26 protein-coding genes are annotated in these 24,781 nt (G+C 63.4%); 15 read left to right on the top strand and 11 right to left on the bottom strand.

Translation table 11 applies throughout. The annotated features are described in order from the left end of the window. Window positions 1-199: 199 nt before the first annotated feature. Entirely contained in the window at window positions 200-1,978 is a 1,779-nt protein-coding gene (locus tag ACWF6P_RS27380; protein ID WP_378533375.1) for a DEAD/DEAH box helicase, read from the top strand. Window positions 1,979-2,086: 108 nt separating this feature from the next. On the opposite strand, the gene ACWF6P_RS27375 is transcribed toward ACWF6P_RS27380, so the two are convergent. Continuing rightward, entirely contained in the window at window positions 2,087-2,278 is a 192-nt protein-coding gene (locus tag ACWF6P_RS27375; protein WP_378533373.1) for a DUF7455 domain-containing protein, read from the bottom strand. A gap of 234 nt (window positions 2,279-2,512) precedes the next feature. Between ACWF6P_RS27375 and ACWF6P_RS27370 the strand changes: the two genes are divergently transcribed. From ACWF6P_RS27370 to ACWF6P_RS27355, 4 genes are all read left to right on the top strand, one after another. Further along, window positions 2,513-2,890 (top strand): DUF952 domain-containing protein, encoded by a 378-nt coding sequence (locus ACWF6P_RS27370; RefSeq protein ID WP_452623157.1) that lies wholly within the window; start codon window positions 2,513-2,515, stop codon window positions 2,888-2,890. 86 nt (window positions 2,891-2,976) lie between these two features. Then, window positions 2,977-3,459, top strand: a complete 483-nt coding sequence (locus tag ACWF6P_RS27365) for a cation:proton antiporter regulatory subunit (RefSeq protein ID WP_021344116.1) — start codon at window positions 2,977-2,979, stop codon at window positions 3,457-3,459. Between the two features lie 7 nt (window positions 3,460-3,466). Next, complete coding sequence (locus ACWF6P_RS27360; RefSeq protein WP_378445818.1) at window positions 3,467-4,639, top strand: cation:proton antiporter; 1,173 nt, start codon at window positions 3,467-3,469, stop codon at window positions 4,637-4,639. Between the two features lie 21 nt (window positions 4,640-4,660). Next, on the top strand, window positions 4,661-5,470 hold the full coding sequence (locus ACWF6P_RS27355; RefSeq protein ID WP_452623156.1) for a tyrosine-protein phosphatase: 810 nt from the start codon (window positions 4,661-4,663) through the stop codon (window positions 5,468-5,470). Window positions 5,471-5,538: 68 nt separating this feature from the next. Here the strand turns inward: ACWF6P_RS27355 and ACWF6P_RS27350 are convergent, their stop codons facing one another. Together ACWF6P_RS27350 and ppgK are read right to left on the bottom strand one after the other, a co-directional pair. After that, a complete protein-coding gene (locus ACWF6P_RS27350) occupies window positions 5,539-6,963 on the bottom strand; it encodes an RNA polymerase sigma factor (protein ID WP_452623185.1) in 1,425 nt (474 codons plus the stop codon). A 112-nt stretch (window positions 6,964-7,075) separates the two neighbouring features. Beyond that, window positions 7,076-7,843: a polyphosphate--glucose phosphotransferase gene (ppgK, locus tag ACWF6P_RS27345; RefSeq protein ID WP_378445820.1), complete on the bottom strand. Its 768-nt coding sequence runs from the start codon at window positions 7,841-7,843 to the stop codon at window positions 7,076-7,078. A gap of 170 nt (window positions 7,844-8,013) precedes the next feature. Between ppgK and ACWF6P_RS27340 the strand changes: the two genes are divergently transcribed. Further along, window positions 8,014-8,892, top strand: a complete 879-nt coding sequence (locus ACWF6P_RS27340) for an inositol monophosphatase family protein (protein WP_378630592.1) — start codon at window positions 8,014-8,016, stop codon at window positions 8,890-8,892. Between the two features lie 17 nt (window positions 8,893-8,909). On the opposite strand, the gene cei is transcribed toward ACWF6P_RS27340, so the two are convergent. Continuing rightward, a complete protein-coding gene (gene cei / locus ACWF6P_RS27335; protein ID WP_378445822.1) occupies window positions 8,910-9,593 on the bottom strand; it encodes an envelope integrity protein Cei in 684 nt (227 codons plus the stop codon). Between the two features lie 533 nt (window positions 9,594-10,126). On the opposite strand from cei, the gene ACWF6P_RS27330 reads away from it, so the two are divergent. Beyond that, window positions 10,127-10,429, top strand: coding sequence for a DUF4193 domain-containing protein (locus tag ACWF6P_RS27330; protein WP_003942593.1), 303 nt, complete (start codon window positions 10,127-10,129; stop codon window positions 10,427-10,429). 80 nt (window positions 10,430-10,509) lie between these two features. On the opposite strand, the gene ACWF6P_RS27325 is transcribed toward ACWF6P_RS27330, so the two are convergent. Then, a complete protein-coding gene (locus ACWF6P_RS27325; RefSeq protein WP_075833062.1) occupies window positions 10,510-11,007 on the bottom strand; it encodes a DUF3093 domain-containing protein in 498 nt (165 codons plus the stop codon). A gap of 41 nt (window positions 11,008-11,048) precedes the next feature. Between ACWF6P_RS27325 and dut the strand changes: the two genes are divergently transcribed. Together dut and ACWF6P_RS27315 are read left to right on the top strand one after the other, a co-directional pair. Continuing rightward, on the top strand, window positions 11,049-11,543 hold the full coding sequence (gene dut / locus ACWF6P_RS27320) for a dUTP diphosphatase (RefSeq protein ID WP_003942635.1): 495 nt from the start codon (window positions 11,049-11,051) through the stop codon (window positions 11,541-11,543). Window positions 11,544-11,546: 3 nt separating this feature from the next. Further along, complete coding sequence (locus ACWF6P_RS27315) at window positions 11,547-12,431, top strand: DUF3710 domain-containing protein (protein WP_452623155.1); 885 nt, start codon at window positions 11,547-11,549, stop codon at window positions 12,429-12,431. A 21-nt stretch (window positions 12,432-12,452) separates the two neighbouring features. Here the strand turns inward: ACWF6P_RS27315 and ACWF6P_RS27310 are convergent, their stop codons facing one another. Next, window positions 12,453-13,178: an alpha/beta fold hydrolase gene (locus tag ACWF6P_RS27310; RefSeq protein WP_452623154.1), complete on the bottom strand. Its 726-nt coding sequence runs from the start codon at window positions 13,176-13,178 to the stop codon at window positions 12,453-12,455. Window positions 13,179-13,316: 138 nt separating this feature from the next. On the opposite strand from ACWF6P_RS27310, the gene ACWF6P_RS27305 reads away from it, so the two are divergent. Both ACWF6P_RS27305 and ACWF6P_RS27300 read left to right on the top strand, forming a co-directional pair. After that, a complete protein-coding gene (locus tag ACWF6P_RS27305) occupies window positions 13,317-13,691 on the top strand; it encodes an OB-fold nucleic acid binding domain-containing protein (protein ID WP_003942613.1) in 375 nt (124 codons plus the stop codon). A 52-nt stretch (window positions 13,692-13,743) separates the two neighbouring features. Next, window positions 13,744-14,457, top strand: coding sequence for a DUF3159 domain-containing protein (locus ACWF6P_RS27300; RefSeq protein WP_378533358.1), 714 nt, complete (start codon window positions 13,744-13,746; stop codon window positions 14,455-14,457). On the opposite strand, the gene ACWF6P_RS27295 is transcribed toward ACWF6P_RS27300, so the two are convergent. The 3 genes from ACWF6P_RS27295 to ACWF6P_RS27285 all read right to left on the bottom strand — a co-directional run bounded on the left by ACWF6P_RS27295 (window position 14,450) and on the right by ACWF6P_RS27285 (window position 16,193). Then, window positions 14,450-14,743 carry a GNAT family N-acetyltransferase gene (locus tag ACWF6P_RS27295; protein ID WP_378533356.1) on the bottom strand — a complete coding sequence of 98 codons (294 nt, stop codon included), beginning with the start codon at window positions 14,741-14,743 and terminating at the stop codon, window positions 14,450-14,452. The genes ACWF6P_RS27300 and ACWF6P_RS27295 overlap by 8 nt on opposite strands. A 35-nt stretch (window positions 14,744-14,778) precedes the next feature. Then, window positions 14,779-15,441, bottom strand: a complete 663-nt coding sequence (locus ACWF6P_RS27290) for a potassium channel family protein (RefSeq protein ID WP_003942632.1) — start codon at window positions 15,439-15,441, stop codon at window positions 14,779-14,781. 86 nt (window positions 15,442-15,527) lie between these two features. After that, complete coding sequence (locus ACWF6P_RS27285; protein WP_283304515.1) at window positions 15,528-16,193, bottom strand: potassium channel family protein; 666 nt, start codon at window positions 16,191-16,193, stop codon at window positions 15,528-15,530. 171 nt (window positions 16,194-16,364) lie between these two features. Here ACWF6P_RS27285 and ACWF6P_RS27280 point away from each other — a divergent pair, with 171 nt between their 5' ends. The 4 genes from ACWF6P_RS27280 to ACWF6P_RS27265 all read left to right on the top strand — a co-directional run bounded on the left by ACWF6P_RS27280 (window position 16,365) and on the right by ACWF6P_RS27265 (window position 21,988). Next, window positions 16,365-18,359 (top strand): APC family permease, encoded by a 1,995-nt coding sequence (locus ACWF6P_RS27280; RefSeq protein WP_452623153.1) that lies wholly within the window; start codon window positions 16,365-16,367, stop codon window positions 18,357-18,359. Between the two features lie 65 nt (window positions 18,360-18,424). After that, window positions 18,425-19,693, top strand: coding sequence for a class I SAM-dependent RNA methyltransferase (locus ACWF6P_RS27275; RefSeq protein ID WP_452623152.1), 1,269 nt, complete (start codon window positions 18,425-18,427; stop codon window positions 19,691-19,693). Window positions 19,694-19,847: 154 nt separating this feature from the next. Continuing rightward, the gene (locus ACWF6P_RS27270) at window positions 19,848-20,336 is read left to right on the top strand and encodes a MarR family winged helix-turn-helix transcriptional regulator (RefSeq protein ID WP_378533350.1); all 489 of its coding nucleotides are present in this window, start codon (window positions 19,848-19,850) and stop codon (window positions 20,334-20,336) included. Between the two features lie 5 nt (window positions 20,337-20,341). Continuing rightward, window positions 20,342-21,988, top strand: coding sequence for an MDR family MFS transporter (locus ACWF6P_RS27265; protein ID WP_452623151.1), 1,647 nt, complete (start codon window positions 20,342-20,344; stop codon window positions 21,986-21,988). 50 nt (window positions 21,989-22,038) lie between these two features. Here ACWF6P_RS27265 and ACWF6P_RS27260 read toward each other — a convergent pair whose 3' ends face one another. Together ACWF6P_RS27260 and glsA are read right to left on the bottom strand one after the other, a co-directional pair. Continuing rightward, entirely contained in the window at window positions 22,039-22,704 is a 666-nt protein-coding gene (locus ACWF6P_RS27260) for an SIMPL domain-containing protein (protein WP_452623150.1), read from the bottom strand. A 9-nt stretch (window positions 22,705-22,713) separates the two neighbouring features. Further along, a complete protein-coding gene (gene glsA / locus ACWF6P_RS27255; RefSeq protein WP_452623149.1) occupies window positions 22,714-24,540 on the bottom strand; it encodes a glutaminase A in 1,827 nt (608 codons plus the stop codon). Window positions 24,541-24,781 lie beyond the last annotated feature (241 nt).

Here is a 24,781-nt window from a genome sequence, read left to right as displayed (position 1 = left end):
CGCACATTTCTGAGACAATTCGCGTGCAGGTCGGCAGGATGCGAGGGCAGCGAAAGCTCGCCGGCCGGAGTGAGAACGGCCATGAGTACGCGCTTCGAGTGCGGCTTTCGTCGGTGGCGGCGGCTAGGCTCGTCGCCGGACATTGATGAAAATTCGAGGAGCGCGAGACAACAGTGCGATTCCAGTGGAGGCGCGGCCTATGACGTCTGAGACCGTGGCAGCCGAACTCGGCAATTCGACCGAACCCGCCGGAGCCCAATCCGCGGGAACCCAGCCTGGCGCCCCTACCGGTTCCCTTCGTGCATGGCAGCGCCGTGCACTGACCAAATACCTTTCCAGTAGCCCCCGTGACTTCCTGGCGGTCGCAACGCCAGGAGCAGGTAAGACCACCTTCGCTCTGCGAGTAGCTTCGGAATTGCTCCGCGACCGGACGGTCGACCAGATCACCGTCGTCGCTCCGACCGAGCACCTCAAGCACCAGTGGGCCGAGTCCGCTCAGCGCTCCGGCCTGGCATTGGACTCGCGGTTCTCCAACTCGACCGGCCAGACCTCGAGTGACTATCACGGAGTCGTGCTGACCTACGCCCAGGTTGCTTCGCACCCGTCGAAGCACCGTGTGCGCACCGAAGGCCGCAAGACGCTGGTCATCCTCGACGAGATCCACCACGGCGGCGACGCGAAAAGCTGGGGCGACGCCATTCGTGAGGCTTTCGGCGACGCGACCAGGCGGCTCGCGCTGACCGGAACTCCGTTCCGCAGTGACGACAGCGCCATTCCTTTTGTCGAGTACGAGCCGGACAAGGAAGGTCTGCTCCGCTCGAAAGCCGATCACTCCTACGGATATTCGGATGCGCTCAAGGACGGCGTGGTGCGACCCGTCGTGTTTCTCGCCTACTCGGGCGAAGCGCGGTGGCGCAACAACGCCGGCGAGGAATTCACCGCCAGGCTCGGCGAGCCGCTGAGCGCCGAGCAGACGACTCGGGCCTGGCGGACGGCCTTGGACCCTGCCGGGGACTGGATTCCTGCCGTGCTGCACGCAGCAGACACCCGTTTGGCGCAGCTGCGGAGTACCGGTATGCCCGATGCGGGTGGACTTGTCATCGCGACCGACCAGACAGTGGCCCGCGAGTATGCGAAGGCGCTCGCCGCGATCACCGGCGAACAGCCGGCCGTCGTGCTGTCCGACGACCCCACCGCTTCCAAGCGAATCGCCGAATTCGGTGCAAGCGACCAGAAATGGATGGTCGCGGTCCGGATGGTGTCCGAGGGCGTCGACGTTCCCCGTCTGGCTGTCGGTGTGTACGCGACCAGCGCGTCGACCCCGCTGTACTTCGCTCAGGCGATCGGGCGCTTCGTGCGGTCGCGTCGCAAGGGCGAGACTGCCAGCGTCTTCCTGCCTTCGGTACCGGTGCTCCTCGACCTTGCCGCGCAGCTCGAGGCTCAGCGTGACCACGTCCTCGGGAAGCCGCATCGTGAGAAGGACGGCCTCGAAGACGACCTGCTCGCCGATGCGAACAAGCAGAAGGACGAACTGGGCGAGGAGGAGAAGGCGTTCACGTCCCTGGGCGCCGACGCCGAGCTCGACCAGGTGATCTACGACGGATCATCCTTCGGTACCGCGACGTTCGCCGGAAGCGACGAGGAAGCCGACTACCTCGGACTCCCCGGCCTACTCGACGCCGATCAGATGCGGGCGCTGCTGCGTCAACGTCAGCAAACGCAGGTCGAGGCCAACTCGGCCAAGGCCGCCGCCCCGCAACCCACTGCGGCAGTGGTATCCGATCGAGCGGCGACGGCAGATCAACTCGGTGCGCTCCGCAAGGAGCTCAACGGGTTGGTGGCGATGAACGTTCACCGCACCGGTAAGCCCCACGGCATCATTCACGCGGAACTGCGCCGGGTGTGCGGCGGCCCGCCGACGGCCATCGCGACCGTCGATCAATTGACCGAGCGCATCGCGATCCTACGCAGCTGGTAGCAGCTGATACCGGCTCCGGAACGGCAGAACGGGCGATCACAGTGATTGTGATCGCCCGTTCTGGCGTTCATGGCGCGCCTCGTGAAGAGGCCACCCCCGGCTGACAGGTCAGAGTGCGGGTTCGCTTTCGGAGACGACGGCATTCATCTCGCGAAGTCGATCCGCGTGTTCGGTTGCGTGGTGTCCGCAGAAGAGAAGCTCGCCGCCGGTGGGAAGCACGGCGCGTACGCGTGCTCCGGCACCGCACCGGTCGCACCGGTCGGCAGCGGTCAACTGTGGGCTGGTCAGTGTTCCGGGCATGACTCCTCCGTACTGGCTTTGCGGCATTCGGGCCGCGTGCCTGGGGCCTGGTCCGCCGCGTCGGAATGGCGCGGTAGATCCACTCTTACAGACGTTTGGGGTTTACGGGTTGTTCCCGAACCCGTTTCTTAGTGTTGTGTCTCACTGGAAATGCGCTGGGCAGGCATTCTTCGGTGAAGATTGTTCGCTGACAGCTGATTCGAATCGTCGACGTCAGCCCGATATTCTGGGCTGATGAACCCGGGACGCGAACCACGTATCGACGAGAGCGTCGAGTTGCTCCACATGTGCACGCGCGAGGAATGGGCGCGGGCACAACAGCTCGGTGAACGCATCCCCGACGGATTCGAGGCCGAGGGATTTGTTCACATGTCGACTCCGGCGCAGGTTCATCTCCCGGCGAATCGGATCTTCGCCGGCCGCGAGGACATTGTCCTTCTCTCGATCGATCCGGCCTTGCTCGTTGGTCAGGTGAAGTACGAACCCGGTGTTCCCTCGGACCCGGAATCGATGCGTTTCCCGCATCTGTACGCCCCGATTCCGGTCGCTGCCGTCACCGCTGTCGTCGAGTATTTTCCGGACGAGAACGGCGTATTTCCACCGGTTCGGTAGGTCGCCGGTACGCCCACTGCGAACGGCGCCAAGCGGATTACGGCCCTCACGCGATGCAGGTCGCCGATCGGCGCTACCGTTGGTATATGAACGTAGAAGTCACCCCACTACCGGGGATCGGGACGCGCAAGGATTTTGTTCTGTCTTCCGGTCGTCGCGTGGGTGTCGTCACCCATCGGGACGGTCATACCGATCTCATCGTGTCCAAGGCAGATGACCCTGACGCGTGTGCTGCCTCGCTGCCTCTGACCACCGAGGAAGCGGCAGCGCTCAGCAATCTCCTGGGTGCCCCACAGCTCGTTGCCCAGCTCGAAGAAGAGCACCGCGACCTTCCGGGAATTCGAACCAAACAGCTCTACATCAAGGACGGCTCGCGCTACGACGGCCAGACCCTCGGGGACACCGGCATGCGCACGCGTACCGGCGTCTCCATCGTCGCTGTCATGCGCGCAGGCCAGGTGAGCCCGTCCCCGAACCCCGACTTCACCTTCACTGGGGGAGATCTTCTCGTAGCAGTCGGAACACCGGACGGTTTGGCCGCAGCGGCAAAAATCTTGGCCAACGGCTGACTGGCGCGTGGACACAACCACCCTTGCACTGATAGAACTCGGCGCGGTCTTCTTCGCGCTCGGACTGCTCGGACGGCTGGCTGCTCGCGTCGGGATGTCGCCGATCCCGTTCTATCTGATCGGCGGCCTGTGCTTCGGGCAGGGCGGTTTCATCCAGCTCGGGGACATCGGCGAGTTCTCTCATCTGGCCAGTGAGATCGGGATCGTCCTGCTCTTGTTGCTGTTGGGGCTCGAATACACCGCGGCCGAGCTCGTGACCGGTCTCAAACGCTCGCGAGTAGCGGGCATCGTCGACATCGTTCTCAACGCGACTCCCGGCGCGGTCGTCGGCTTGATTCTCGGCTGGGGCATTGTGGGGGCGACGGTCATGGCCGGCGTCACCTACATCTCGTCTTCGGGCATCATCGCCAAGGTGCTCAGCGACCTGGGGCGCCTCGGTAACCGCGAAACGCCGGTCGTCCTGTCGATTCTGGTGTTCGAAGATCTGGCAATGGCGCTGTACTTGCCGATTCTGACCGCAATGCTCGCCGGCGTCAGCTTCCTGGGTGGACTCGAAGCGGTCGGCATCTCGTTGTTGGTCATCACCGTGGTTCTGGTTGTGGCACTGCGATACGGACGGTACGTTTCGGCGCTCCTCGACAGTCCGGACAGTGAGACGCTGCTGCTCAAACTGCTCGGTGCCGCGCTGTTGGTTGCCGGTATCAGCTCGGCGATGCAGGTGTCGGCCGCTGTGGGTGCGTTCCTCCTCGGAATCGCGATCTCCGGTTCGACCGCACACAACGCCAGTCGCGTGCTCGAGCCACTGCGGGATCTGTTCGCCGCGATGTTCTTCGTGGTCTTCGGTCTCAACACCGATCCCAGTTCCATTCCGCCGGTTCTCGGGTGGGCCGCGATCCTTGCCGTCGTCACCGCGATCACGAAGCTGATCACCGGGGCATGGGCAGCCAGACGTCAGGGTGTCGCGCGAATGGGCCAGGCGCGCGCCGGTGCTGCTCTGATCGCCCGCGGTGAGTTCTCCATCATCATCGCCGGGCTCGCAGTGTCCGCCGGGGCTGTCGACGCCGAATTGGCGGCATTGGCAACGGCTTACGTACTCCTGATGGCAGTGATCGGTCCGGTGGCGGCAAGAGTTATCGAACCGGTTGCCTCGTTGTACATCAAGGTTCGTACGAAGTCCTGATTGCGGTCCTATTCTGTCCGGATGTCGAACAGAATCTCCCGCCCGGCCGCGACACTCCTGTGTGCGGCGATCTTCGCGTGTGCTCCGGTCCCGGCGCTCGCCGGTGGAATTTCCGCACTCGAACAGGCCGGACCCGCAGCTGCGCAGGCTACCGCGGACCGATCACTGCACCTCGAGGGAGCGTCGAACGCGCGGGACATCGGCGGCTACGTCACCGAGGACGGGCACACGGTTCGGTGGGGGAAAGTGTTTCGCTCGAACGCCCTCGACAAGCTGACACCGTCGGATCTGTCGTCGTTGAGCGAACGCGGAGTGGAATCGGTGGACGACTTCCGCACCGTCGTCGAACGTACGCTCTCGCAGGACCGCATTCCGGAGGGGGCACGAAGCAACTGGTTCGACGTCATCGGAACCAATCCGGCCAACCTCCCGGCTCTGGTGGACATGCCCACGATGTACGCGTTGATGGTGACCGATCCGGGGGCGAGCCGCGCATTCCACGACGCTCTCGCGAACGTCGCGAACACCGACGGTGCAGTCCTCTACCACTGCTCGGCGGGCAAGGACCGGACCGGCTGGATGACCGCGGTACTCCTGACACTCCTCGGTGTGAGCCGCACGGACGTGAACGCCGACTACATGCTCAGCAACCAGTACCTCACCGGACCTCGAACGGGGAGCGCGTTCATCGACGGCGTCGAACAGTCTTGGCTGGACACCTCTTTCGCCACGGTGGATCGGGTGTACGGCAACTTCGACAACTACGTCCGGGACGGCTTGCAACTGAGTGAGGGCGATATCGCACAACTCAGGGGCACACTCTTGGCCTGAGGCGGGGCGCGCAAAAGAGCCGTTCTCCGGAAACCCGGAGAACGGCTCTTTTCTCTTGACCGGTGTGACTAGTCGAGGTAGTCGCGCAGAACCTGCGAACGCGACGGGTGGCGCAGCTTCGACATCGTCTTCGATTCGATCTGGCGGATACGCTCACGCGTGACGCCGTAGACCTGTCCGATTTCGTCTAAAGTCCTCGGCTGACCGTCGGTGAGGCCGAAGCGCAGGCGAACCACGCCTGCTTCACGCTCGGACAGCGTCTCGAGGACCGACTGCAGCTGATCCTGCAGCAAGGTGAACGAGACGGCGTCGACTGCGACAACAGCTTCGGAGTCTTCGATGAAGTCACCGAGCTGGCTGTCGCCCTCGTCGCCGATGGTCTGGTCGAGCGAGATGGGCTCACGCGCGTACTGCTGGATTTCCAGCACCTTCTCCGGCGTGATGTCCATTTCCTTGGCGAGTTCCTCGGGCGTGGGCTCGCGGCCCAGGTCCTGGAGCAGCTCACGCTGGATACGGCCGAGCTTGTTGATGACCTCGACCATGTGCACCGGGATACGGATGGTGCGGGCCTGGTCGGCCATGGCGCGGGTAATGGCCTGACGGATCCACCACGTGGCGTAGGTCGAGAACTTGTAGCCCTTGGTGTAGTCGAACTTCTCGACTGCACGGATCAGGCCCAAATTGCCTTCCTGGATGAGGTCGAGGAAGGCCATGCCGCGGCCCGTGTATCGCTTTGCGAGCGAGACGACGAGTCGGAGGTTGGCTTCGAGGAGGTGGTTCTTGGCGCGGTTTCCGTCGCGGCAGATCCAGCTCATGTCGCGTCGCTGAGCCGCAGGCAGCTTCTCACCCTTGTCGGCGAGATCCTGCATGATCTGGACGGCGTAGAGGCCGGCCTCGATGCGCTTGGCCAGTTCGACTTCCTCTTCGGCGTTGAGGAGTGCGACCTTGCCGATCTGCTTGAGGTAGGCGCGAACCGAGTCGGCGGACGCCGTCAGTTCGGCGTCCTTGCGTGCCTGACGGAGGGCCTCGGACTCTTCTTCGTCCCAGACGAAGTCGCCGGAAGCCTTGTCCTTCTCGGACGGTTCCGCAGCGGTTTCTTCGTCTTCGCCGACTGCTACGACCTCGACGACATCGGACTCGACCTCAGCGAGGTCGCCGTCCGTGATGTCGATGTCTTCCAACTCGACATCGCCGTCTTCGGCGTCAGGATCGCCGGCCTTCTTGTGGCTGGCCTTCTTTGCTGCTGCCTTCTTGGCGGGAGCTTTCTTGGCCGGAGCCTTCTTTGCTGCTGCCTTCTTGGCGGGGGCCTTTTTCGCCGGAGCCTTCTTGGCTGCCGGAGCGGTGACGGTGGCCGCCTCCACGGCTGGAGATTGTGGCTCTGACTCTGATGGAGAATCAGCAGTCTGACGTGTATCGGTGGCTGCCACGTACGCCCTTTCGTGACGGTGTCGTGCGGCGTCACGCCAGAGTGGTGATCCGGCGGAGAGGTCAATGGTTGTTGGCCGGCGCGCAGCCGGACTTCACCATTGTAACGACTCTCAGGAAACTCTTACGTCACGGCGGGCCGTAACAGGTAGATTTTCACCTTTTCACGTGCGGGTTTTCTCATCCGGCGACGGGCGCCGGCCTGGTCAGTCCGACCGACGCGAGCGCAGCTCCGGCAATTCCCGCAGTGTTGAGAAGGGTGGCAGGAACGACCTTCGTGCGGTTGGTCAGATGCGGAATCCACTTCTCGTGCTTGCGGCTGATTCCGCCGCCGGCGATGAAGAGGTCGGGCCAGAGCAGGTTCTCGAAGGTGGTCAGAACTCGCGAGACCTCGACGGCCCACTCCTTGTAGCTCCAGTCCTTCTTTTCCTTCACCGACGACGCCGCTCGGTGCTCGGCTTCCTTGCCGTCGACTTCGAGGTGACCGAACTCCGTGTTGGGCAACAGAACTCCGTTGTGCAGCACGGCCGATCCGATCCCGGTGCCGAAGGTCAACAAGATCACGACGCCGGAGGTATCCTTGCCCGCTCCGAACGAGTCCTCGGCGATTCCGGCAGCGTCGGCGTCGTTGAGGACGGTGACCTCGCGCCCACCCAGTGCCTTGCCGAAGAGCGCTGCCGCGTCTGTGTCGATCCACGACTTGTCGATGTTCGCAGCGCTGCGCGCGACGCCGGCGGTCACAACCGCGGGCAAGGTGATGCCGACCGGACCGGTCCACTTGGCCTGCTCGACGATTTCGGCGACAGTGCCCGCGATCGCGTCGGGCGTCGAAGGCTGCGGGGTCAGGATCTTGATGCGGTCACCGATCATTTCCCCGGTGCTCAGGTCGATCGTGCCGCCCTTGACGCCGCTGCCGCCGACATCGATCCCGAAACCTGTGGTTGTCATCGTCCTGCGCTCCTGAGTGTCGAATTCGAGGTCACGATCTACCGCTGCAAACACTAACCCGAACGAGCACCCGGGCGCGTGCTCTCGAACCTGTCCGACTCGAGGCGTTCGAGTGGTGCCCCTCGGTGCAGATGTGTTGCGATGGTCCGGTGCGCCCTTCAGAAAGAACGTTGCCCGACTTTTCCGCCGATTCGCTGGACCCCGCACAATTGCGGGCAGTTGCCGTAGCCGTCGCCGAACGCGCGGCCGAACATGTCCGCTTGCGTCGGCCCGAGGTATTCGGCCTGGTGGGTTCCGGTGCCGCCGAAGGTGGTTCGGTTGCTGCGAAGAGCACGCCCACCGATCCCGTCACGGTGGTAGATACCGAAACCGAACAGGTGATTCGCGACCTTCTGGCGCAATTGCGGCCTGCAGATTCGATCTTGGGTGAGGAAGGTGGGGGAGACACCGACGATGCCGCGGGAGTTCGATGGGTTGTCGACCCAATCGACGGCACCGTGAATTTTCTCTACGGAATCCCCGCGTTCGCAATCTCGGTGGCCGTACAGATCGACGGGGTCTCGGTAGCCGGCGCTGTCGTCGACGTGTCGTTGGAAACCACGTACGCCGCGCATCGTGGCGGCGGCGCAAGCATGACCACGGCCGACGGCGTCGTCAGCGACCTGCAGGCCAATGCGGTGACCGAACTGTCAATGGCGCTGTTGGCCACCGGCTTCGGATACGGAGCGGATCGCCGGAAGGTGCAGGGCACGTTGATCGGGCAGATCTTGCCGCAGGTCCGCGACATCCGACGTATCGGTTCGGCTGCGTTGGATCTGTGCATGGTTGCCACCGGCCGGGTGGACGCTCACTTCGAACACGGACTGAGTCCGTGGGACTGGGCAGCGGGCTCCCTGATCGCTTCCGAAGCGGGCGCCGTGATCAACGTCCCGTCGCCCAATTCCACTTCGGCTGACGGCGAGGTCGTCTACGCCGTCGCTCCGGCAATCGCGGATCAGTTCGCGCAGATGCTCAGCGTGAGTGGCGCGGATCAGCCGATTCCGAGCTGAGGTCGAACCAGGATTTGTCAGCAGCGCGCGGTGCGGGCTGCTTTGAGCAGTGCGATGTCCATCGGGGCGACTTCGGCGTTCGCGGGCTGCTCGGCCAGAGCGTGCAGGATCGCGGTGGCGTCGGTGTTGGGCGTCAGGGCGCCCTTGTTGTAGGTGCCCAGAGCCAAGTCGACGGTGTCGTCGCCGCGGCCGTCCTGGACCAGTTCGGCACAGGGGGCGACCAGCCACACGGAACTGGCGGCGGCGAGGCCGTTCGCTCCGAAGCGGATCTGACCCTGGCACTCCATGTTCTGGTCGACGTAGACAGGGTCGTTTCCGACCTGGACGTCCGGCGCGCTGGCGAAGCCGAACTCGCTCAGTTGCGCTGCCACCTGGGCGGCCTGCCCGTGCTCACCGTTGGCGTTGAACACGCGAACCTTGGTGGCGGCCAGGGGAGCGGGATCGACGTCGAGCAGCTTCGACCGGTCCACGACGGTTCCCAGCGGTAGCGGCGCCGCTGCCGAAGGATCGGAGGAAGGCTGCGGAAGATTGCACGCCACGGTGTCACTGACTTCGGCCTCGGCGCTCAGGATTCGGACCCACAAGACACTGCCGATCAATGCGAGTACCGCGAACACGGCGATCACCGGCCACGCGCGCCGACGGCGGAACGGACGTCCCTGGTCGTCGGTAGAGCTGCCTTCGGTGATCAGAGAAACCACGGTATCCCTCGACTTTCTTGACGAAACTTGTACTTCGCCATCGGGCCGAGCGGTGCCGGCATGACGTTCGGTGCCTACCTTAGAGGGCCTGTGTGACGAGACAGCCGAAGCGAGGCTCGACGCGTCGAGTCCTTGTCGATTGCGAAACGGCAGTTGGCCGATTACCGGCCTGTTTCTACCCGGATTCGGCCCGAAAACATCGCCGAAAGGTCACAGCTTGCTCTTGCCTTGGTGACAATTCGTAGTCATTTTTCGGAAATTTCCGATTCGGTTACTACTTTCGTGCTCGCGTCGGCTACTGTCTGGCGGCCCAGGTCGTTCAACTGGGCATCGGCAGGACGCCGAAATGACAACCAAATGAGGCGCAGATCACGTTCTCGGAAGGAACTTCCGGGCACTAATTCCAGTCCTGCAGCGTTATGCAGCGACAGGGAATGATCTGGATGCCACGGCGGTTTCCATGCGCATCAAGGATCTACTGGATTCTCGGCGCACACGGGACCGGGATACACGAAGAGGATGGGGTAGACGAGATGGCAACTGACTACGACGCACCGAGGCGTACAGAGTCCGACGAGGTTTCGGAGGACTCGCTCGAAGAGCTGAAGGCGCGACGCAACGAAGCGCAGTCAGCCGTCGTCGACATCGACGAGACGGACACGGCGGAGTCCTTCGAGCTGCCGGGTGCCGACCTTTCCGGCGAGGAACTCTCGGTTCGAGTGGTTCCGAAGCAGGCAGACGAGTTCACATGTTCGAGCTGCTTCCTGGTCCATCACCGCAGCCGCCTGGCCAGTGATGCCAACGGACAGCTCGTATGCATGGACTGCGCTGCCTGATCTCCCTTCCCGGTGGTCGACCCGTCATCTCGAGGGTCGACCAAGGGTCGGGGAGTACTGCTTTGCTGTGACCGCGCTGGTCAGCGATCCAGCGCAGCCAGCAGATCAGCGGGACGACGTGTGCTCACCAACCAGTACGGTGTGGGATCCTCCGGATCGTCGAGCACGATCAACACCATTGTCTTGACCCATGGGCGATGTTGGACGAACGCCGACGGATCGAGTTGGCGCCCCATCGCCGCGCTCTTCGCGGATGCCGGCACTGCTGCCGCCCGTGAAATCAGTTCGACCGGCAGGTGGGCTCTACCCACGTGCAGTTCTTTCACCCCTGCTGTCTCCACCACCTCGACGCGCATCCGGCTGAGCCAGAACGCGGCCCAGATCGGGATGGGGAGCAGTACGACGTACGCCAGGTACGAGAGAAGCCCTGGGCGGCCCATGTGGACCTCGGCCGCGAGGAGTCCGGCTACGGCCAGTCCGGCGATCCACCACCAGATCGGCACCCACAGGCGCTCGGAGTACAGCGTCGTGGACGGGGGCGTTGTGGTGGCGACGTCAGGTCGAGATGTTTCGGGCACCTGTCAAGGATAGTCCGTCGCTACGAGTAGTCTTGGCCCACGTGAGCGACCATCTCTCCATCGCCTTGAAGCGACTGGATCCAGACCTGCCCGTTCCACAGCGTGCGCATCCCGGAGATGCGGGTGTGGATCTGTGCTCCACCAGCGACGTCACCATCGAACCCGGCCACCGAACACTGGTCGGAACGGGGATTGCGATCGCTCTGCCGGTGGGCACCGTCGGATTGATCCATCCGCGTTCCGGACTCGCCGCCAAATCGGGACTGTCGATCGTGAATGCGCCCGGAACCGTGGACGCGGGATACCGGGGCGAGCTCAAGGTCTGCTTGATCAATCTCGATCCGGCCACAGCCATCGACATCCGCCGCGGTGACCGAATCGCTCAGCTCGTGGTTCAACGAGTCGAACTCCCGGTTTTCGAGGAAGTCGAGTCACTGGACGACACGACCAGAGGGACCGGAGGCTACGGTTCCAGCGGCGGTCACGCGATACTCGATACCGATGCGCCTGGCGCGGTAGTCGGAGAGGGAGTCTGAATCATGTTCGGACGCAAGAAGAAGACAGACGTCGACGAGGAACCCACCAGCTTCTTCGGTGACGAGAACGACGAGTCGGTGGAGATCGACGGGGTCGAAGAAGACTTCGACGACGGCGCCGGTGACGAATTCGGCGAGGCCGCCGGTGACGAATTCGGCGACGAGTCCGAGGGCCCCTACGACATCACGGAGATCGATTCCGACGATCCGACGGCAGGCCGCGACGGTCAGCGTCTTGATCTCGGATCCGTTCTGGTGCCGATGCCGACCGGCGGACAGTTGCAGGTCGAGATGGCGCCGAACGGTTCGCCGCAGGCCGTACATCTGGTCACCGAGCACGGCCGCATCACCGTTGCCGCCTACGCCGCCCCGAAATCGCCCGGTCAGTGGCGTGAGGTCGTTGCCGAGCTCGCGCAGTCGCTTCGCGACGACAATTCCGCGGTGAGCGTGGAGAACGGTCCGTGGGGCCGTGAACTGGCTGCCGTGACTGCCAACATGGACCTGCGGTTCATCGGCGTCGACGGTCCGCGGTGGATGGTGCGTTGCGTGGTCGCGGGTCCGAGTGGATCCACCGCCGCGAACGCCCCTTTGGTGGCAATCGCACGGGACATCTTGCGCGACACCGTCGTCAACCGAGGATCAGAGCCGCATCCGGTGCGGACACCGCTGCCCGTCGTGCTCCCGCAGGTACTTGCCGAGCAGTTGGCGGCCGCGCACGAGCAGCAGTTGGCGGCAGCGCAGCAGCAACAGGTCGCCGCCCAACAGCAACAGGTCGCCGCCCAACAGCAGCAGTCAGCTCCTCCTGCTCCGCCGGCACCTCCGGCGCGGCCGACCCCGCCGCCGCGTAGCGGCGAATCCGGTTCTGCCATGCAGCAATTGGGCCAGTAACAGAGTTTTTCAGGGTTTCTGTCAAGCGCTCGCGGTGGTATCGGAATCGATCGCCGCGAGCGCTTTGATGCAGGTGGACCCGAGAACGGCGGGGTCGCGCCCGATCATGTCGAGCGTCGTCGTGGCGACTGCGCCGCGGGGGAGTGCATCCGCCCAGGCCTGCGCCACCGCCGCCGGATGAACCGGGTCGTCCACTGCCGAAGCGATGCCGACCGGAACGCTCACCGCCCGTAACGCGCACTCGCTGAGCGAGTGGTACGACGCCGCCTCGTCGAGCGCGGCCGGGAGATCGGGCCACTGCGAGCGCCAGGAGCGCTCGAGTTCGGCCCCGAGCCACGCCGGACTCGACGCGAGCATCGCCGCGATCACCGCCTCCAGACCTTCGGAGCGCAGTTGCCCTGCGGTGAACCTCGCGCTCGCCGCTGCGGGTGCGTCGTCCGCCGACCCGATCCAGGCCGGAAGCGCTGCCAACACACTCACTGTTCGATCGGGATTGTCGGCGGCCCACTGGAGCGCCACGGCTGCCCCGATCGAGACCCCTCCGACGATGATTCGGCCGTACCTGTCCGCGGCTCTGTCCATCGCGTCCAGATAGCCGTCCACGACACGCCGAGGGTCCGGTTCAATTGCGACGATGCGCACACCCAGAGCCGCTAGCGGCGCCCGGAATGCGCGGTCTGCGAAGTGGGCGTCAGAGCCTGTACCTGGGAGAACGACGGCCACGGTCGCCGATTCTGAGATCTGCATCTTTTGATCTTGCCCGGTGCCCCCGAGGCGCGGACTGACCGGTGTGGTTACACGCTCGTAATGGGTCTACAGTGGCGATCACACAGCCCTTCACGTGACGCGAAACCCTTGCGTCACACATGTTCGCAGGAGCGCGCAATGGCACCCGCCGCCGCAGGATATTTTCGTCGACTGACCCAGCGTCTGACCGAGGACGTCGACCAGTTGGACGCCCAGGAAATGGCCGAGTCCAACAAGGCTTCCGGAGGTCAGAAGGCCTGCGATTGTCGTCGCGGTGAAGAGGTCACGATGGTGGGCCGACTCCGTAGCGTCGACGCGTGTCCCAAGTCCGGAAATGCAAGCATCGAGGCCGAATTCTTCGACGGCACCGAGGTGATCAATCTCGTTTGGATCGGGCGTCGCCGGATCCCGGGAATCGAGACCGGTAAGACCCTGCTGATCCGCGGTCGTGTGGGCGAGCGGGACGGTCGCAAGGCGATCTTCAACCCTTACTACGAACTGCGCGGCGAATAGGCGCGTTTCCCGCTTTTACCGTGCAACTCGGTGACTGTGGCACCCTCGACAGGTGACTGAAACAGAACAGCGATCGGTAATCGACCAACTCGGCGGGCTGAGTGGTCTGATCTATTCGTCTTTGCCGATTCTGATTTTTGTCCCGGTCAACAGCATCTGGAACCTCACCGCGGCAATCTGGGCCGCGTTGGGCGTCGCAGTCGCGATCGCGGCCTGGCGACTCTTCCGCAAGGATTCCCTCCAACCCGCCATTTCCGGGTTTCTCGGAGTCGGAGTATCCGCGTTCATTGCCTATCGCACCGGCGACGCCAAAGGATATTTCCTCTTCGGTATCTACACGAGCCTCGCTTACGGCGCTGTCTTCCTGATTTCCATCCTCGTCCGCTGGCCTCTCGTCGGTATCATCTGGGGCTACCTCAACGGGCACGGCAATCTTTGGCGCAAGCACCGCTCTGCCGTCCGCCTCTACGACATCGCGACGGCTGCATGGGCTCTGGTCTTCGGTGCGCGCTATCTCGTTCAGTCACAGCTCTACGACACCGACCACACCGGATGGCTCGCAGTCGCCCGCATCGGCATGGGGTGGCCGCTGACGGGTCTGGTCCTGCTGGTGACCATCTGGGCCGTGCGCAGGGCCGATCGGATCGTCGAGCCGGAACCGGTTGTCGGGCCTGAAAGCAGCGAGCCCACCGCAACGGACACGGGGTCCGAAGAGGTGGGCTCGGTGAATCTGACGAAGCCGCGCGAAGACCGCGATCTCAGCTGATCAGGTCCTGGTACTCAGGGTGCTTGTCGAGGAACTTCACGACGTACGGGCACACCGGGTGAACCTTGAGGCCGCGTGCTCGTAGGTCGTCCAGAGCCTGGCGAACGAGAACCCCGGCCAGCCCGAAACCTTCGAAGGCAGGGTAGATCTCGGTGTGGTTGAACGAGACGACGTCACCGGAGGTGGTGTAGTCCTCGATCCCGGCAAGGTCGCCGTCGGCATGGATCTCGTAGCGGCTCTGGCCTGGATTGTCGGTGACTACGGTGTTTTCGGGTGCCTGTGCCATGTGATTCCCTTTCGTCGTCGGTGTGTTCTCGTCGGTCAATTCTCCAGGCGGAGTGCTACGCGCAACTGATCCTCGGCGTCGACGGCCGCGACGAACAGGAGTTCGTCACCACCTTCGATGGGATCGTCCATCTGCGGAACGATCACACGACCACCACGCAAGATGGTGACCAACGCGCAGTCTCGCGGTAGTTCGAGCTTCTTGACGGCTTTTCCGGCAAGAGGTGTGTTGTCGGGCAACGTGATTTCGACGAGGTTGGCCTGTCCCTGCCGCAGTGTCATCAGTTTGACCAGGTCACCGACGGAGACGGCCTCTTCGACGAGCGAAGCGAGCATCCGCGGTGTCGAGACGGCGACGTCGACGCCCCACGACTCGTCGAAGAGCCATTCGTTGCGGGGATCGTTGACGCGGGCGACAACTCGGCGAACTCCGAATTCGGTTTTCGCGAGCAGACTGAGGACCAGGTTTGCCTTGTCGTCTCCGGTCGCGGCAATCACGACCTCGTACGACTCCATCGACGCGTCCTCGAGTCGGCTGAGTTCGCAGGCGTCCGCGTGTACCCACTTCGCCTCGGGTACCGACTCCGGTTCGATGTGATCGAGTTTGCGTTCGATCAGCATGACGTCATGTGAGCTTCGAATCAGCTCTCGCGCAATGGAGCGGCCTACGGCGCCGGCTCCGGCGATGGCGACCTTCATCGAGAACTTCCAATCACGGTGTAGTGCAACACAGTCGCAGGTTTGTTGTGAGGGACGGCGTTCGGATCAGTCATCTGCGGCCTACCTCAGTCGTCACTCGGCGGCGGGTTGCCGGCCAGTGCGATCGCCTCGGCGACGGTCCCCGACACGGCGGCGATGTAGACCTGATCGTCGGCTTGGATGACGGTCTTGCGGTCGGGGAGAATGCCGGTCCCGAAGCGGATGATGAAGGCGACTCTCGAACTGGTCGCGCCCTCGAGGAGTGCGATCGGCTTGCCCGCCCAATCCTCGTGCAGGGCAAGTTCGGTGATGGCAACAGTGCCCGAAGGATCGCGCCACTTCGCTGTCTGACTTTCCTTGGTCAGCGTGTGCAGGAAACGATCGGTCGACCACGGCACGGTGGCGACGGTGGGAATGCCGAGCCGCTCGTAGACGGCGGCACGCTTGGCATCGTAAATACGTGCGACGACGCGTTCGACGCCGAAAGTCTCGCGTGCGACGCGTGCTGCGATGATGTTGGAATTGTCTCCCGAGGACACCGCGGCAAAGGCGTCGGCGCGCTCGATGCCAGCCCGGACCAGCACGTCACGGTCGAACCCCATTCCCAGAACCTTGGTTCCCGGGAAGTCGAGATCGAGACGCAGAAACGCACTCTGATCGCGGTCGATGACGGCGACCTCGTGTCCGATCCTGGTCAGAGACGCGGCGAGGGACGAACCCACCCGACCGCACCCCATGATGACGACATACACGCCCTACTCCGTTCATGGACCCTCGTGGCGCGATTGCACGCCGAATCGAACGGTACAGCCCCTCACGGGAAGAGCAAGTACAACGGTCGCCTGCGTGCCGGTTGTCACGACAAAAGGTGAAGTTCGGGCGCTGATGACTCCGAATCGGGTGCGACGGCTTACGCTTTGCACGTGTCTAAGCTCTCGACCGCTACCAAGCGGCTCCTGCTCGGTCGGCCGTTCCGAAGCGACAAACTCGGGCACACGCTGCTACCCAAGCGAATTGCACTACCGGTCTTCGCGTCCGACGCGATGTCGTCCGTCGCGTATGCCCCCGAAGAAATCTTCCTGGTCCTCTCCGTCGCCGGAATTTCCGCGTACGCGTACACGCCCTGGATCGGATTGTCCGTGGCCATCGTCATGGCTGTGGTGGTGGCGAGTTACCGCCAGAACGTGCACGCTTACCCGTCCGGTGGCGGCGACTACGAGGTAGCAACGGTCAACTTGGGCCCGACCGCCGGTCTGACCGTCGGTAGCGCGCTGATGGTCGACTACGTGCTGACCGTCGCGGTGTCGATTTCGTCGGCGGCGTCGAACATCGGCTCGGCTCTGCCGTTCGTTGCGCAGCACAAGGTGTTGTTCGCGGTCGCGGCGATCGTGTTGCTGACGGCGGTCAACCTTCGCGGTATCCGTGAATCCGGCACGGCGTTCGCAATTCCGACGTACGCATTCATCGTCGGTATGTTCCTGATGCTCGGGTGGGGATTCTTCCGGATCTACGTCCTCGGTGAGGATGTGCACGCGGAATCGTCGTCGTTCACGCTGAACGCCGAGGATTCGCATCTGTACGGAATTGCCTTCGCGTTCTTGATCGCCCGCGCATTTTCCTCTGGTTGTGCTGCACTGACCGGCGTCGAGGCCATCAGCAACGGCGTACCGGCGTTCCAGAAGCCGAAGTCGCGCAACGCTGCCACTACCTTGCTGCTGCTCGGGTCGATCGCCATCGTCTTGCTGATGGGCATCATCATCCTGGCTCAGAAGATCGGCATCGTCTACGCACACAATCCGCAGGAACAGCTGGTCGGAGCGCCGGAGGGGTACCACCAGAAGACCCTGATCGCGCAGATCGCCGAAGCCGTGTTCAGTGGTTTCCCGATCGGATTCTTCTTCATGGCGATCGTGACGGCACTGATCCTGGTTCTGGCCGCGAACACCGCCTTCAACGGATTCCCGGTACTCGGGTCGATCCTGGCGCAGGACCGGTACCTACCGCGTCAGCTGCACACACGCGGCGACCGACTGGCCTTCAGCAACGGAATCCTCTTCCTGTCCGGTGCTGCCATCGCATTCGTCGTGGTGTTCGGCGCCGAGGTCACCAAGCTCATCCAGCTGTACATCGTCGGCGTCTTCGTCTCGTTCGTGCTCAGTCAGACGGGCATGATCAAGCACTGGACTCGGCATCTGAAGTCCGAGACCGACAAGTCACAACGGGCCCGCATGCAGCGCTCGCGAGTGATCAATTCGATCGGTCTGGCCATGACCGCCACCGTCTTGATCATCGTTCTGATCACCAAGTTCGCCGCCGGCGCGTGGATCGCCATCGTCGCGATGGTCGCGATCTTCATCGTGATGAAGATGATCCGCAAGCACTACGACAGCGTCGCCGCCGAACTCGAGGAGCAGGAGTGGGACGGCGTGCTGCCCAGTCGCACGCACTCGATCGTGCTCGTCTCGAAGCTGCACATGCCGACCATGCGGGCTCTCGCCTACGCGCGAGCCACGCGACCGGACACTCTTGAAGCCATCACGGTCAACGTGGACGAGCCCGACACGCGTGCACTCGTGCGTGAGTGGGAGAAGAGCGACGTGACGGTTCCGCTCAAGGTGATCGAGTCGCCGTACCGCGAAATCACCAAGCCGGTTCTCGACTACGTCAAGCGTGTACGACGCGACGCTCCGCGTGACGTCGTCACCGTGTTCATCCCCGAGTACGTCGTCGGACACTGGTGGGAGCAGATCCTGCACAACCAAAGCGCACTTCGCCTCAAGAGTCGCCTGCTCTTCCAGCCAGGGGTGATGGTGACGAGCGTTCCGTGGCAGTTGAGTTCGTCGGCAAAGGCGAAGCCGCTCGACATCGAGAAGGCCGCAGGTGCGATACGTCGTGGGTACGACACCGGCGAGAAATGACCAGCGGCGAGAAGTGATCAGCGGCGAAAAATGATCGGCAACATCGAAATGGCAGGCGTAGTTCGTTGAGTGAGAATTGGACCGGGCAGAGCTTCGAGGTCGATCTGGGCAACCCCGGCCACGGCGGGTTCGTCGTCGCCCGGCACGAGGGGCGCGTCGTCTTCGTCCGTCACGGTTTGCCGGGGGAGCGGGTGCTCGTCCGGGTGACCGAGGACAAAGGTGGGTCCTTCTGCCGCGCCGACACGATCTCCGTTCTCGACGCATCTCCGCATCGCATCGATCCGACGTGCCCTATCTCCGGGCCGGGCGGGGCAGGTTGCTGCGACTACTCGCATGCGGACCTGAGCGTCCAACGTGAGATGAAGACCTCGGTCGTGCGGGAACAGCTTCTACGACTCGCTCGCGTCGAATCGGATGTCGAGGTGGAGGAGCTGCCCGGAACCGGAGACGGAACGGGCTGGCGCACGCGAGTTCGGCTGGCAGTGGACGGGCACGGCGTCGCGGGATATCACGCCTACCGCAGCAACCGGATCGTGACCGATCTGCGGTGCACCCAGATCGATCAGAGCGCATACGACGGCCTGGGCGGCCCGCAATGGCAGCCTGGCAGTGAGCTGCAAGTCGTTCTCGACGCTGCCGGTGAGCGGCACGTCGTGGAAATCGCCGCACCCGCAGTGTCCAAGACGGGTCGACGCACTCCGGGCCGTCGCGGCGCGATGGCACGCCGAGCGGCGAGCGGCGGTCCACGAAAGACCCGCGTCGCCATCGGGTCGGACACGGTGATCGAGCGCGTCGGCAATCGGGAATGGGCGTTGTCCGCGACCGGTTTCTGGCAGGCGCATCGCGGCGCTGCGGCAGCGTACTCACAGGTGGTCGGTGACTGGGCCGGAGCCGCTTCCGGCGACACGGCCTGGGATCTCTACGGCGGCGTCGGCGTCTTCGCAGCTGTGCTCGCCGACCTTGTCGGTCCTTCCGGGGTCGTGGAGTCCGTGGAATCTTCGGCGCGCGCGGTTGCCGACGGGCGGGCAGCGCTCTCGGATCTCGGTCAGGTCCGCTTCCACAGTGCCCGGGTCGAGAACGTTCTCGCGGATCTGGAGCGTTCGCCTGCCGTCATCGTGCTGGATCCACCCCGGGCGGGGGCGGGCCGTCCGGTGGTGGAAGCGCTCGCCGCAACGGGCGCCCAACGGATTGTCCACATCGGGTGCGACCCGGCGTCTTTCGGTCGCGATATCGGCCTCTACCTGGAGCAGGGCTTCGCAGTCGGTGGACTCCGGGCGTTCGACGCGTTCCCCCAGACTCACCACATGGAGTGCATCGCGCTCCTCGAACGCTGAGACGTCTCGAAATCTTTCCCTGAAACGGTGTGACGCTTCTCGCGTTCACAACAGTTGCTTGCATTACGCAACTAATCGTATAGTTTCGTTCTGCAAGTAGTTTTCCGTTTTCAAGTCACGGCTCGTTCGGGCCACTCGAATTCAGGGGTAGGCAATGTCGGTACAGCCGGAGACGGCCCAGGCGCTCGTCGACACGATCTTCATGTTCGGCAGATCGCTGCGAGCCGCGGTCACCACCGGCGCAGACAGTCTGCTGCCGCCCGCGCTGGTCAGCGTGTTGTTCATGCTGGCAGTGCGGGGGGAGTGCCGACAGAACGAATTGGCCGTCGATCTATGTGTCAGTCAGTCGTCGCTGAGCCGGCAAATGTCGGATCTGGTCGACGCGGGGTATGTCGAGAGAAATCCCGATCCGGCTGACAAACGGGCGTTCCGCATCCGAGTATCGGAAGAGGGGCACGAAGTTTTACGGAAAACCACGCAACGGCGTGCGGCGCGTTTGCGCAACATGCTCGAAGACTGGAGCCAGGAAGAGGCCATGGCCGCAGTGACATCGCTGCAACGTCTCAACGAGACGTTCGGCGCAACGAATCGCCAGGCCTCACCGGCAGTTCCGCACACGGGCGTAGAAAGTATTGGGAGATAAGGCACATGGCAGCAACAGTAGGAGAAACCCGGGCAAGTACCGGAGGTGACGGATCGGCTCGCGAAGCAGGCGCGATGACTCACCGCGAAATTCTCGAAGCACTCACCGGACTCATCGCAGCGCTGTTCACCGCGTTGCTCAGCAGCACCATCGTTTCGACCGCGCTTCCCACCATCATCGGTGAACTGCACGGAACGCAGACGCAGTACGCCTGGATCATCACCACGGCACTGCTCGCCACTGCGGCGTCGACGCCGATCTGGGGCAAGCTGGCCGACCTTTACAACAAGAAGGTCCTGGTCCAGACCGCGATCGTCATCTTCGTGATCGGCTCGGTCATTGCCGGCGCGGCACACAACGTTCCTTTGCTGCTCGGTGCTCGCGTCATCCAGGGCATCGGTATGGGCGGTCTGACCGCTCTCGTCGTAGCCATCATCGGCACGATCATCCCGCCGCGTGATCGCGGTCGTTACTCCGGATACATGGGTGCGGCCATGGCCGTCTCGATGTCCGGCGGACCGATCCTCGGTGGCGTCCTCGTGGACACTGCCGGCTGGCGCTGGTGCTTCTACGTGTGCGTTCCGTTGGCAGTCATCGCACTGTTCCTGCTTCAGCGCACTCTGCACGTCGAGACCGTGAAGAAGGACAACGTCTCCATCGACTGGATGGGCGCCACCCTGCTCACCGCCGGTGTCAGCGTCCTGCTGATCTGGGTTTCGTTTGCCGGCCAGGAAGACTACTACGCCTGGTTCTCGAAAGAGTCGGCTTACTTCGTCATCGGTGGTCTGGCCCTGCTCGGCCTGACGATGTTCGTCGAATCCAAGGTCAAGGACCCCATTCTGCCGATCAAGATCATCACCGAGCGCACCACTGCTCTCGCGATCATCGCCTCGATCGCCGTTGGTGTCGGCCTCTTCGGTGCAACGACCTTCCTGACGCAGTACTTCCAGACCGCCCGTGGATTCGATCCCACCGAAGCCGGATTGCTCACCATCCCGATGGTGGCAGGCATGCTCGTCGCGTCCGTCGGCTCGGGACAGCTGATCACCAAGTTCGGTCAGTGGAAGCCCTTCATCGTCGCCGGCGCTGTTCTCCTGCTGGTCGGTTTCGGTCTTCTGTCGACGATCGACCACGCCACCAGCCTCTGGACCATCGGAATCTTCATCGCCATCGTCGGTCTGGGTACCGGCATGTTGATGCAGAACATCGTGCTTGCGGTGCAGAACACGGTCAGTGTCGAGAACATCGGCGCGGCCAGCAGTATCGTGGCGTTCTTCCGCACCTTCGGCGGCGCGATCGGTGTTTCGGTGCTCGGTTCGATTCTCGCGACCCGGGTCAAGACACTGACAGTCGATTCGGTTTCCACCTTGCCGCCCGAGCAGCAGGCGGTAGCCGGAAAGAGCCTGCAGGACGGACTCGACCTCAGCAACATGCCTGACTTCGTCTCGCAGATCGTCCGGTTCGCTTACGGCGACGCAACAGGACGGATCTTCCTGGTCGCAGCTGTCGTCGCGGTGGTCACGCTCGTATCGGTCATCTTCATCCCGAACCGTCCGCTGCGTACCACGATCGACATCGCGACTCCCGATGCAGAGCAGAAGTTCGAGGAAGAGCGCGAAGAGAAGAACGAGGAGAAGAACCTCACTCGCTGATCCTCACGCCCGGCTGATCTACCTTCAGGCCCCGTCTTCTGAAAGTTCGCTCACGCCATAGCCCATCGAACGCGGACCGAGATCGATTCCTCGATCTCTCCGCGTTCGACGGGTATCGGGGCCGAATCCGCTTTCATTGCCGCGACACGTCCGCGCGTCGGCACGACCTGGTCGAAGTCCTCGAGCACCTCGAGGACTTCGACCAGATCTTTGTCTGCCAGGTCTGCGAACTGCCTCGCCTTCGATTCGGCTGCCGTCCATGCCAACTCGCGTGCTTTTGTCGCCAGATCGCTGCGGTCGTCGAGGTCGAACTCCAGTCCGTCGAGGCGGATGGCATCCCCGCCCACGGATACACACGCCGCGATGACGGCGGCGGGCGAGTTGGCCGCGTCCGGCTCCAGCTCACGCAGTACGACTCGAAAAGTTGTCGATGCGGTGAAACCTGTTGTCTCCTGCCGACCACCGTCACTCCAATGGATCTGTGGATGCACGCTCAGTCCGGCGGTGGTGAGGTCCGCTCCGTGTACACCGCGCGCGTGCAGGGTCTCGGTCAGAGCAGTGGACAGGCGGGCGACGGCATCGAATGCGTCGGAAACGGCTGTCTGCGTCACCGATACTCCGATCGTCAACCGAACGATGTCGGGAACAGCTGTTGCAGTGGCGGTTCCGGTCACCGTGACAGTGGACGACTCCGAGGTGAGGGCGGTGGTCGGCATGTGTACGTCCTATCCGATTCGTCCGGCGGAGATGACACTCCGCAACATCAGGTCCAATTGCTCGTAGGCTCCCGCTGCAAGACGTTCGAGAAGCGCAAGTTTCAACTCGGGCGCCTGCGCGGTCAGTTCTGCATATCGCTCCGGTGTCAGGACGGCCACGGTGACCGTCGAATCGGCGCGAATGTCGTTGAGGAACGGGGTGTCGAGGAACATCGTCATCTCGCCGAACGTCATTCCGGCGGAAAGCGTAGTGATGCGATGCTCGACCCCGTGTGCGTCGGTGAACATGGTGCTGACCTGGCCGCTGAGAATCAGATAGAACCCCGAGGCCGCTTCACCTCGGCGGGCGATCTTCTCGCCGCGGGCATACGTTCGCGTCTCCAATTCCGCCGAGAATCCCTCGATCTGTGCCGCGGAGAGAGCATCGAGAACGGGATGATCCTCGATCGAGATCGTCGACGCCTGTCGATCTGCCTCACAGTGCACCGCAAGCAACGTGTCCTCGCACCACTGCATCGCGGAATCGAGGTCTGCAAAAACTCGACCACTTCTTCTGGCGGGGTCGACGCTCGAACTTCGTTGTCCCAGTAGTCCTTGCGGATCGACGACCGCCACTGCGCAGGCTTGTTCGGCCAGTTGCACTTGAAGTGCAGTGATCATGCGGACCGCGACGTCACTGGCGTCGTCGACGCGGCGCACGTCGATGACGACAACTTCGAGGCCCTCGTCCACCGAGCCGATTTCGCGCACCGCCGATTCGGCGCCGGTGAAGAGGAGATCCCCGTGCAGTTCGTAGACCCGGCTGCGTTTGCCGACGTCGTCGAGCACAGCTTGTTCGGTTGGGGTGCGTCGCACTCGCGACGGCGCTTCGATGACGCTGTACCTGGCCCGGATCGAGGAGCGTGACGCCCGCGTCACATGGAGGAAGTGCAGTTCGAGTTCCTTCGACAGCGCCCGGGCAGCAGCAACTCCACGAACGCTGTTTCCGTGAACGTCGAGTCTGGGGGAGTACACCGCGATGCCGATCTGGCCGGGCAGAACGGCCAGGACCCCGCCGCCGACGCCGCTCTTGGCCGGCAATCCGACCTCTACCAGCCACTTGCCGGCGCCGTCGTACATCCCGCAGGTGGCCATGACGCTGAGGACCTGCTCGACGCCCGCGGGAGCCAGCGCACGCTCGCGCGTGACGGGATTCAGGCCGTTGTTCGCGAGCGTCGCGGCCATCAGACTCAGATCACGGCAGGTCACGTCGATCGAGCATTGACGGAAGTACAGGTCGACGGCCTCGTCGGGATTGCCGGTGATGACGTCGAAGGATCGCAGCATGTGGCCGATCGCGCGGTTGCGGTGACCGGTACGAGCTTCCGAGGTGTAGACCGACTCGTTGAAGCTCAGCTCCCGTCCCGCATATCGCGAGTAAGCCGAGCGAATCCGCTCGAAGCGGACCTCGGCATTGACGCCGGCGACCAGGGATGCAGCCGTGATCGCGCCGGCATTGATCATGGGGTTTCGCGGACGTTCGGTGAGCGGGTCGAGGCTGATTTCGTTGAACGGTTCGCCGGACGGTTCCACATCGATTTTCGCGGCAACCGCCTCACTTCCCCGATCGGCGAGAGCCAACGCATAGGTGAAGGGTTTCGAGATCGACTGAATGGTGAACGGGACTCGTGAGTCACCGATCTCGTACACGTAGCCGTCGACTGTGGCGATGCAGATCCCGAACGAATCGGGGGCGACCGCCGCGAGTTCGGGGATGTAGTCGGCCAACTCGCCCTCGTCGAGTGATCGGACTTCGTCGAATACTCGCGCTATCAGGTCGTCGACCACAGTTCCCATACGTCGACCTTAAGCTGACATGGCGGTCGTTTTGTGGAACAAGAGTCGCCGAGTCGATTGCGACCGATCCCATTTGTCTGTGATTGCGATCACGAGCGATCCGCGGGAATTCGCTGTTACGCGAAGTCACACCGGAATCGGGCCGAGTCCGCGTGTCGGTTCGCCGGAACGCTCCGTAGACTGGCAGCACTGTCGCGAAGACAGCCGCGGCGCGCACCGGTGCAGCTGTGAAGCACGGAGG

Source organism: Rhodococcus sp. NPDC055024, assembly GCF_053608585.1.
The sequence above is the reverse complement of the archived record's forward strand: the minus strand, read 5'-3'. Positions and strand labels throughout refer to the sequence as shown.

Excerpts from the sequence above, each read along its gene's own strand:
- ACWF6P_RS27380 (WP_378533375.1), top strand. The coding sequence starts at position 200 with ATGACGTCTGAGACCGTGGCAGCCGAACTCGGCAATTCGACCGAACCC.
- ACWF6P_RS27375 (WP_378533373.1), bottom strand. The coding sequence starts at position 2,278 with ATGCCCGGAACACTGACCAGCCCACAGTTGACCGCTGCCGACCGGTGC.
- ACWF6P_RS27370 (WP_452623157.1), top strand. The coding sequence starts at position 2,513 with ATGAACCCGGGACGCGAACCACGTATCGACGAGAGCGTCGAGTTGCTC.
- ACWF6P_RS27365 (WP_021344116.1), top strand. The coding sequence starts at position 2,977 with ATGAACGTAGAAGTCACCCCACTACCGGGGATCGGGACGCGCAAGGAT.
- ACWF6P_RS27355 (WP_452623156.1), top strand. The coding sequence starts at position 4,661 with ATGTCGAACAGAATCTCCCGCCCGGCCGCGACACTCCTGTGTGCGGCG.
- ppgK (WP_378445820.1), bottom strand. The coding sequence starts at position 7,843 with ATGACAACCACAGGTTTCGGGATCGATGTCGGCGGCAGCGGCGTCAAG.
- ACWF6P_RS27330 (WP_003942593.1), top strand. The coding sequence starts at position 10,127 with ATGGCAACTGACTACGACGCACCGAGGCGTACAGAGTCCGACGAGGTT.
- ACWF6P_RS27315 (WP_452623155.1), top strand. The coding sequence starts at position 11,547 with ATGTTCGGACGCAAGAAGAAGACAGACGTCGACGAGGAACCCACCAGC.
- ACWF6P_RS27310 (WP_452623154.1), bottom strand. The coding sequence starts at position 13,178 with ATGCAGATCTCAGAATCGGCGACCGTGGCCGTCGTTCTCCCAGGTACA.
- ACWF6P_RS27305 (WP_003942613.1), top strand. The coding sequence starts at position 13,317 with ATGGCACCCGCCGCCGCAGGATATTTTCGTCGACTGACCCAGCGTCTG.
- ACWF6P_RS27295 (WP_378533356.1), bottom strand. The coding sequence starts at position 14,743 with ATGGCACAGGCACCCGAAAACACCGTAGTCACCGACAATCCAGGCCAG.
- ACWF6P_RS27290 (WP_003942632.1), bottom strand. The coding sequence starts at position 15,441 with ATGAAGGTCGCCATCGCCGGAGCCGGCGCCGTAGGCCGCTCCATTGCG.
- ACWF6P_RS27270 (WP_378533350.1), top strand. The coding sequence starts at position 19,848 with ATGTCGGTACAGCCGGAGACGGCCCAGGCGCTCGTCGACACGATCTTC.
- ACWF6P_RS27265 (WP_452623151.1), top strand. The coding sequence starts at position 20,342 with ATGGCAGCAACAGTAGGAGAAACCCGGGCAAGTACCGGAGGTGACGGA.
- ACWF6P_RS27260 (WP_452623150.1), bottom strand. The coding sequence starts at position 22,704 with ATGCCGACCACCGCCCTCACCTCGGAGTCGTCCACTGTCACGGTGACC.
- glsA (WP_452623149.1), bottom strand. The coding sequence starts at position 24,540 with ATGGGAACTGTGGTCGACGACCTGATAGCGCGAGTATTCGACGAAGTC.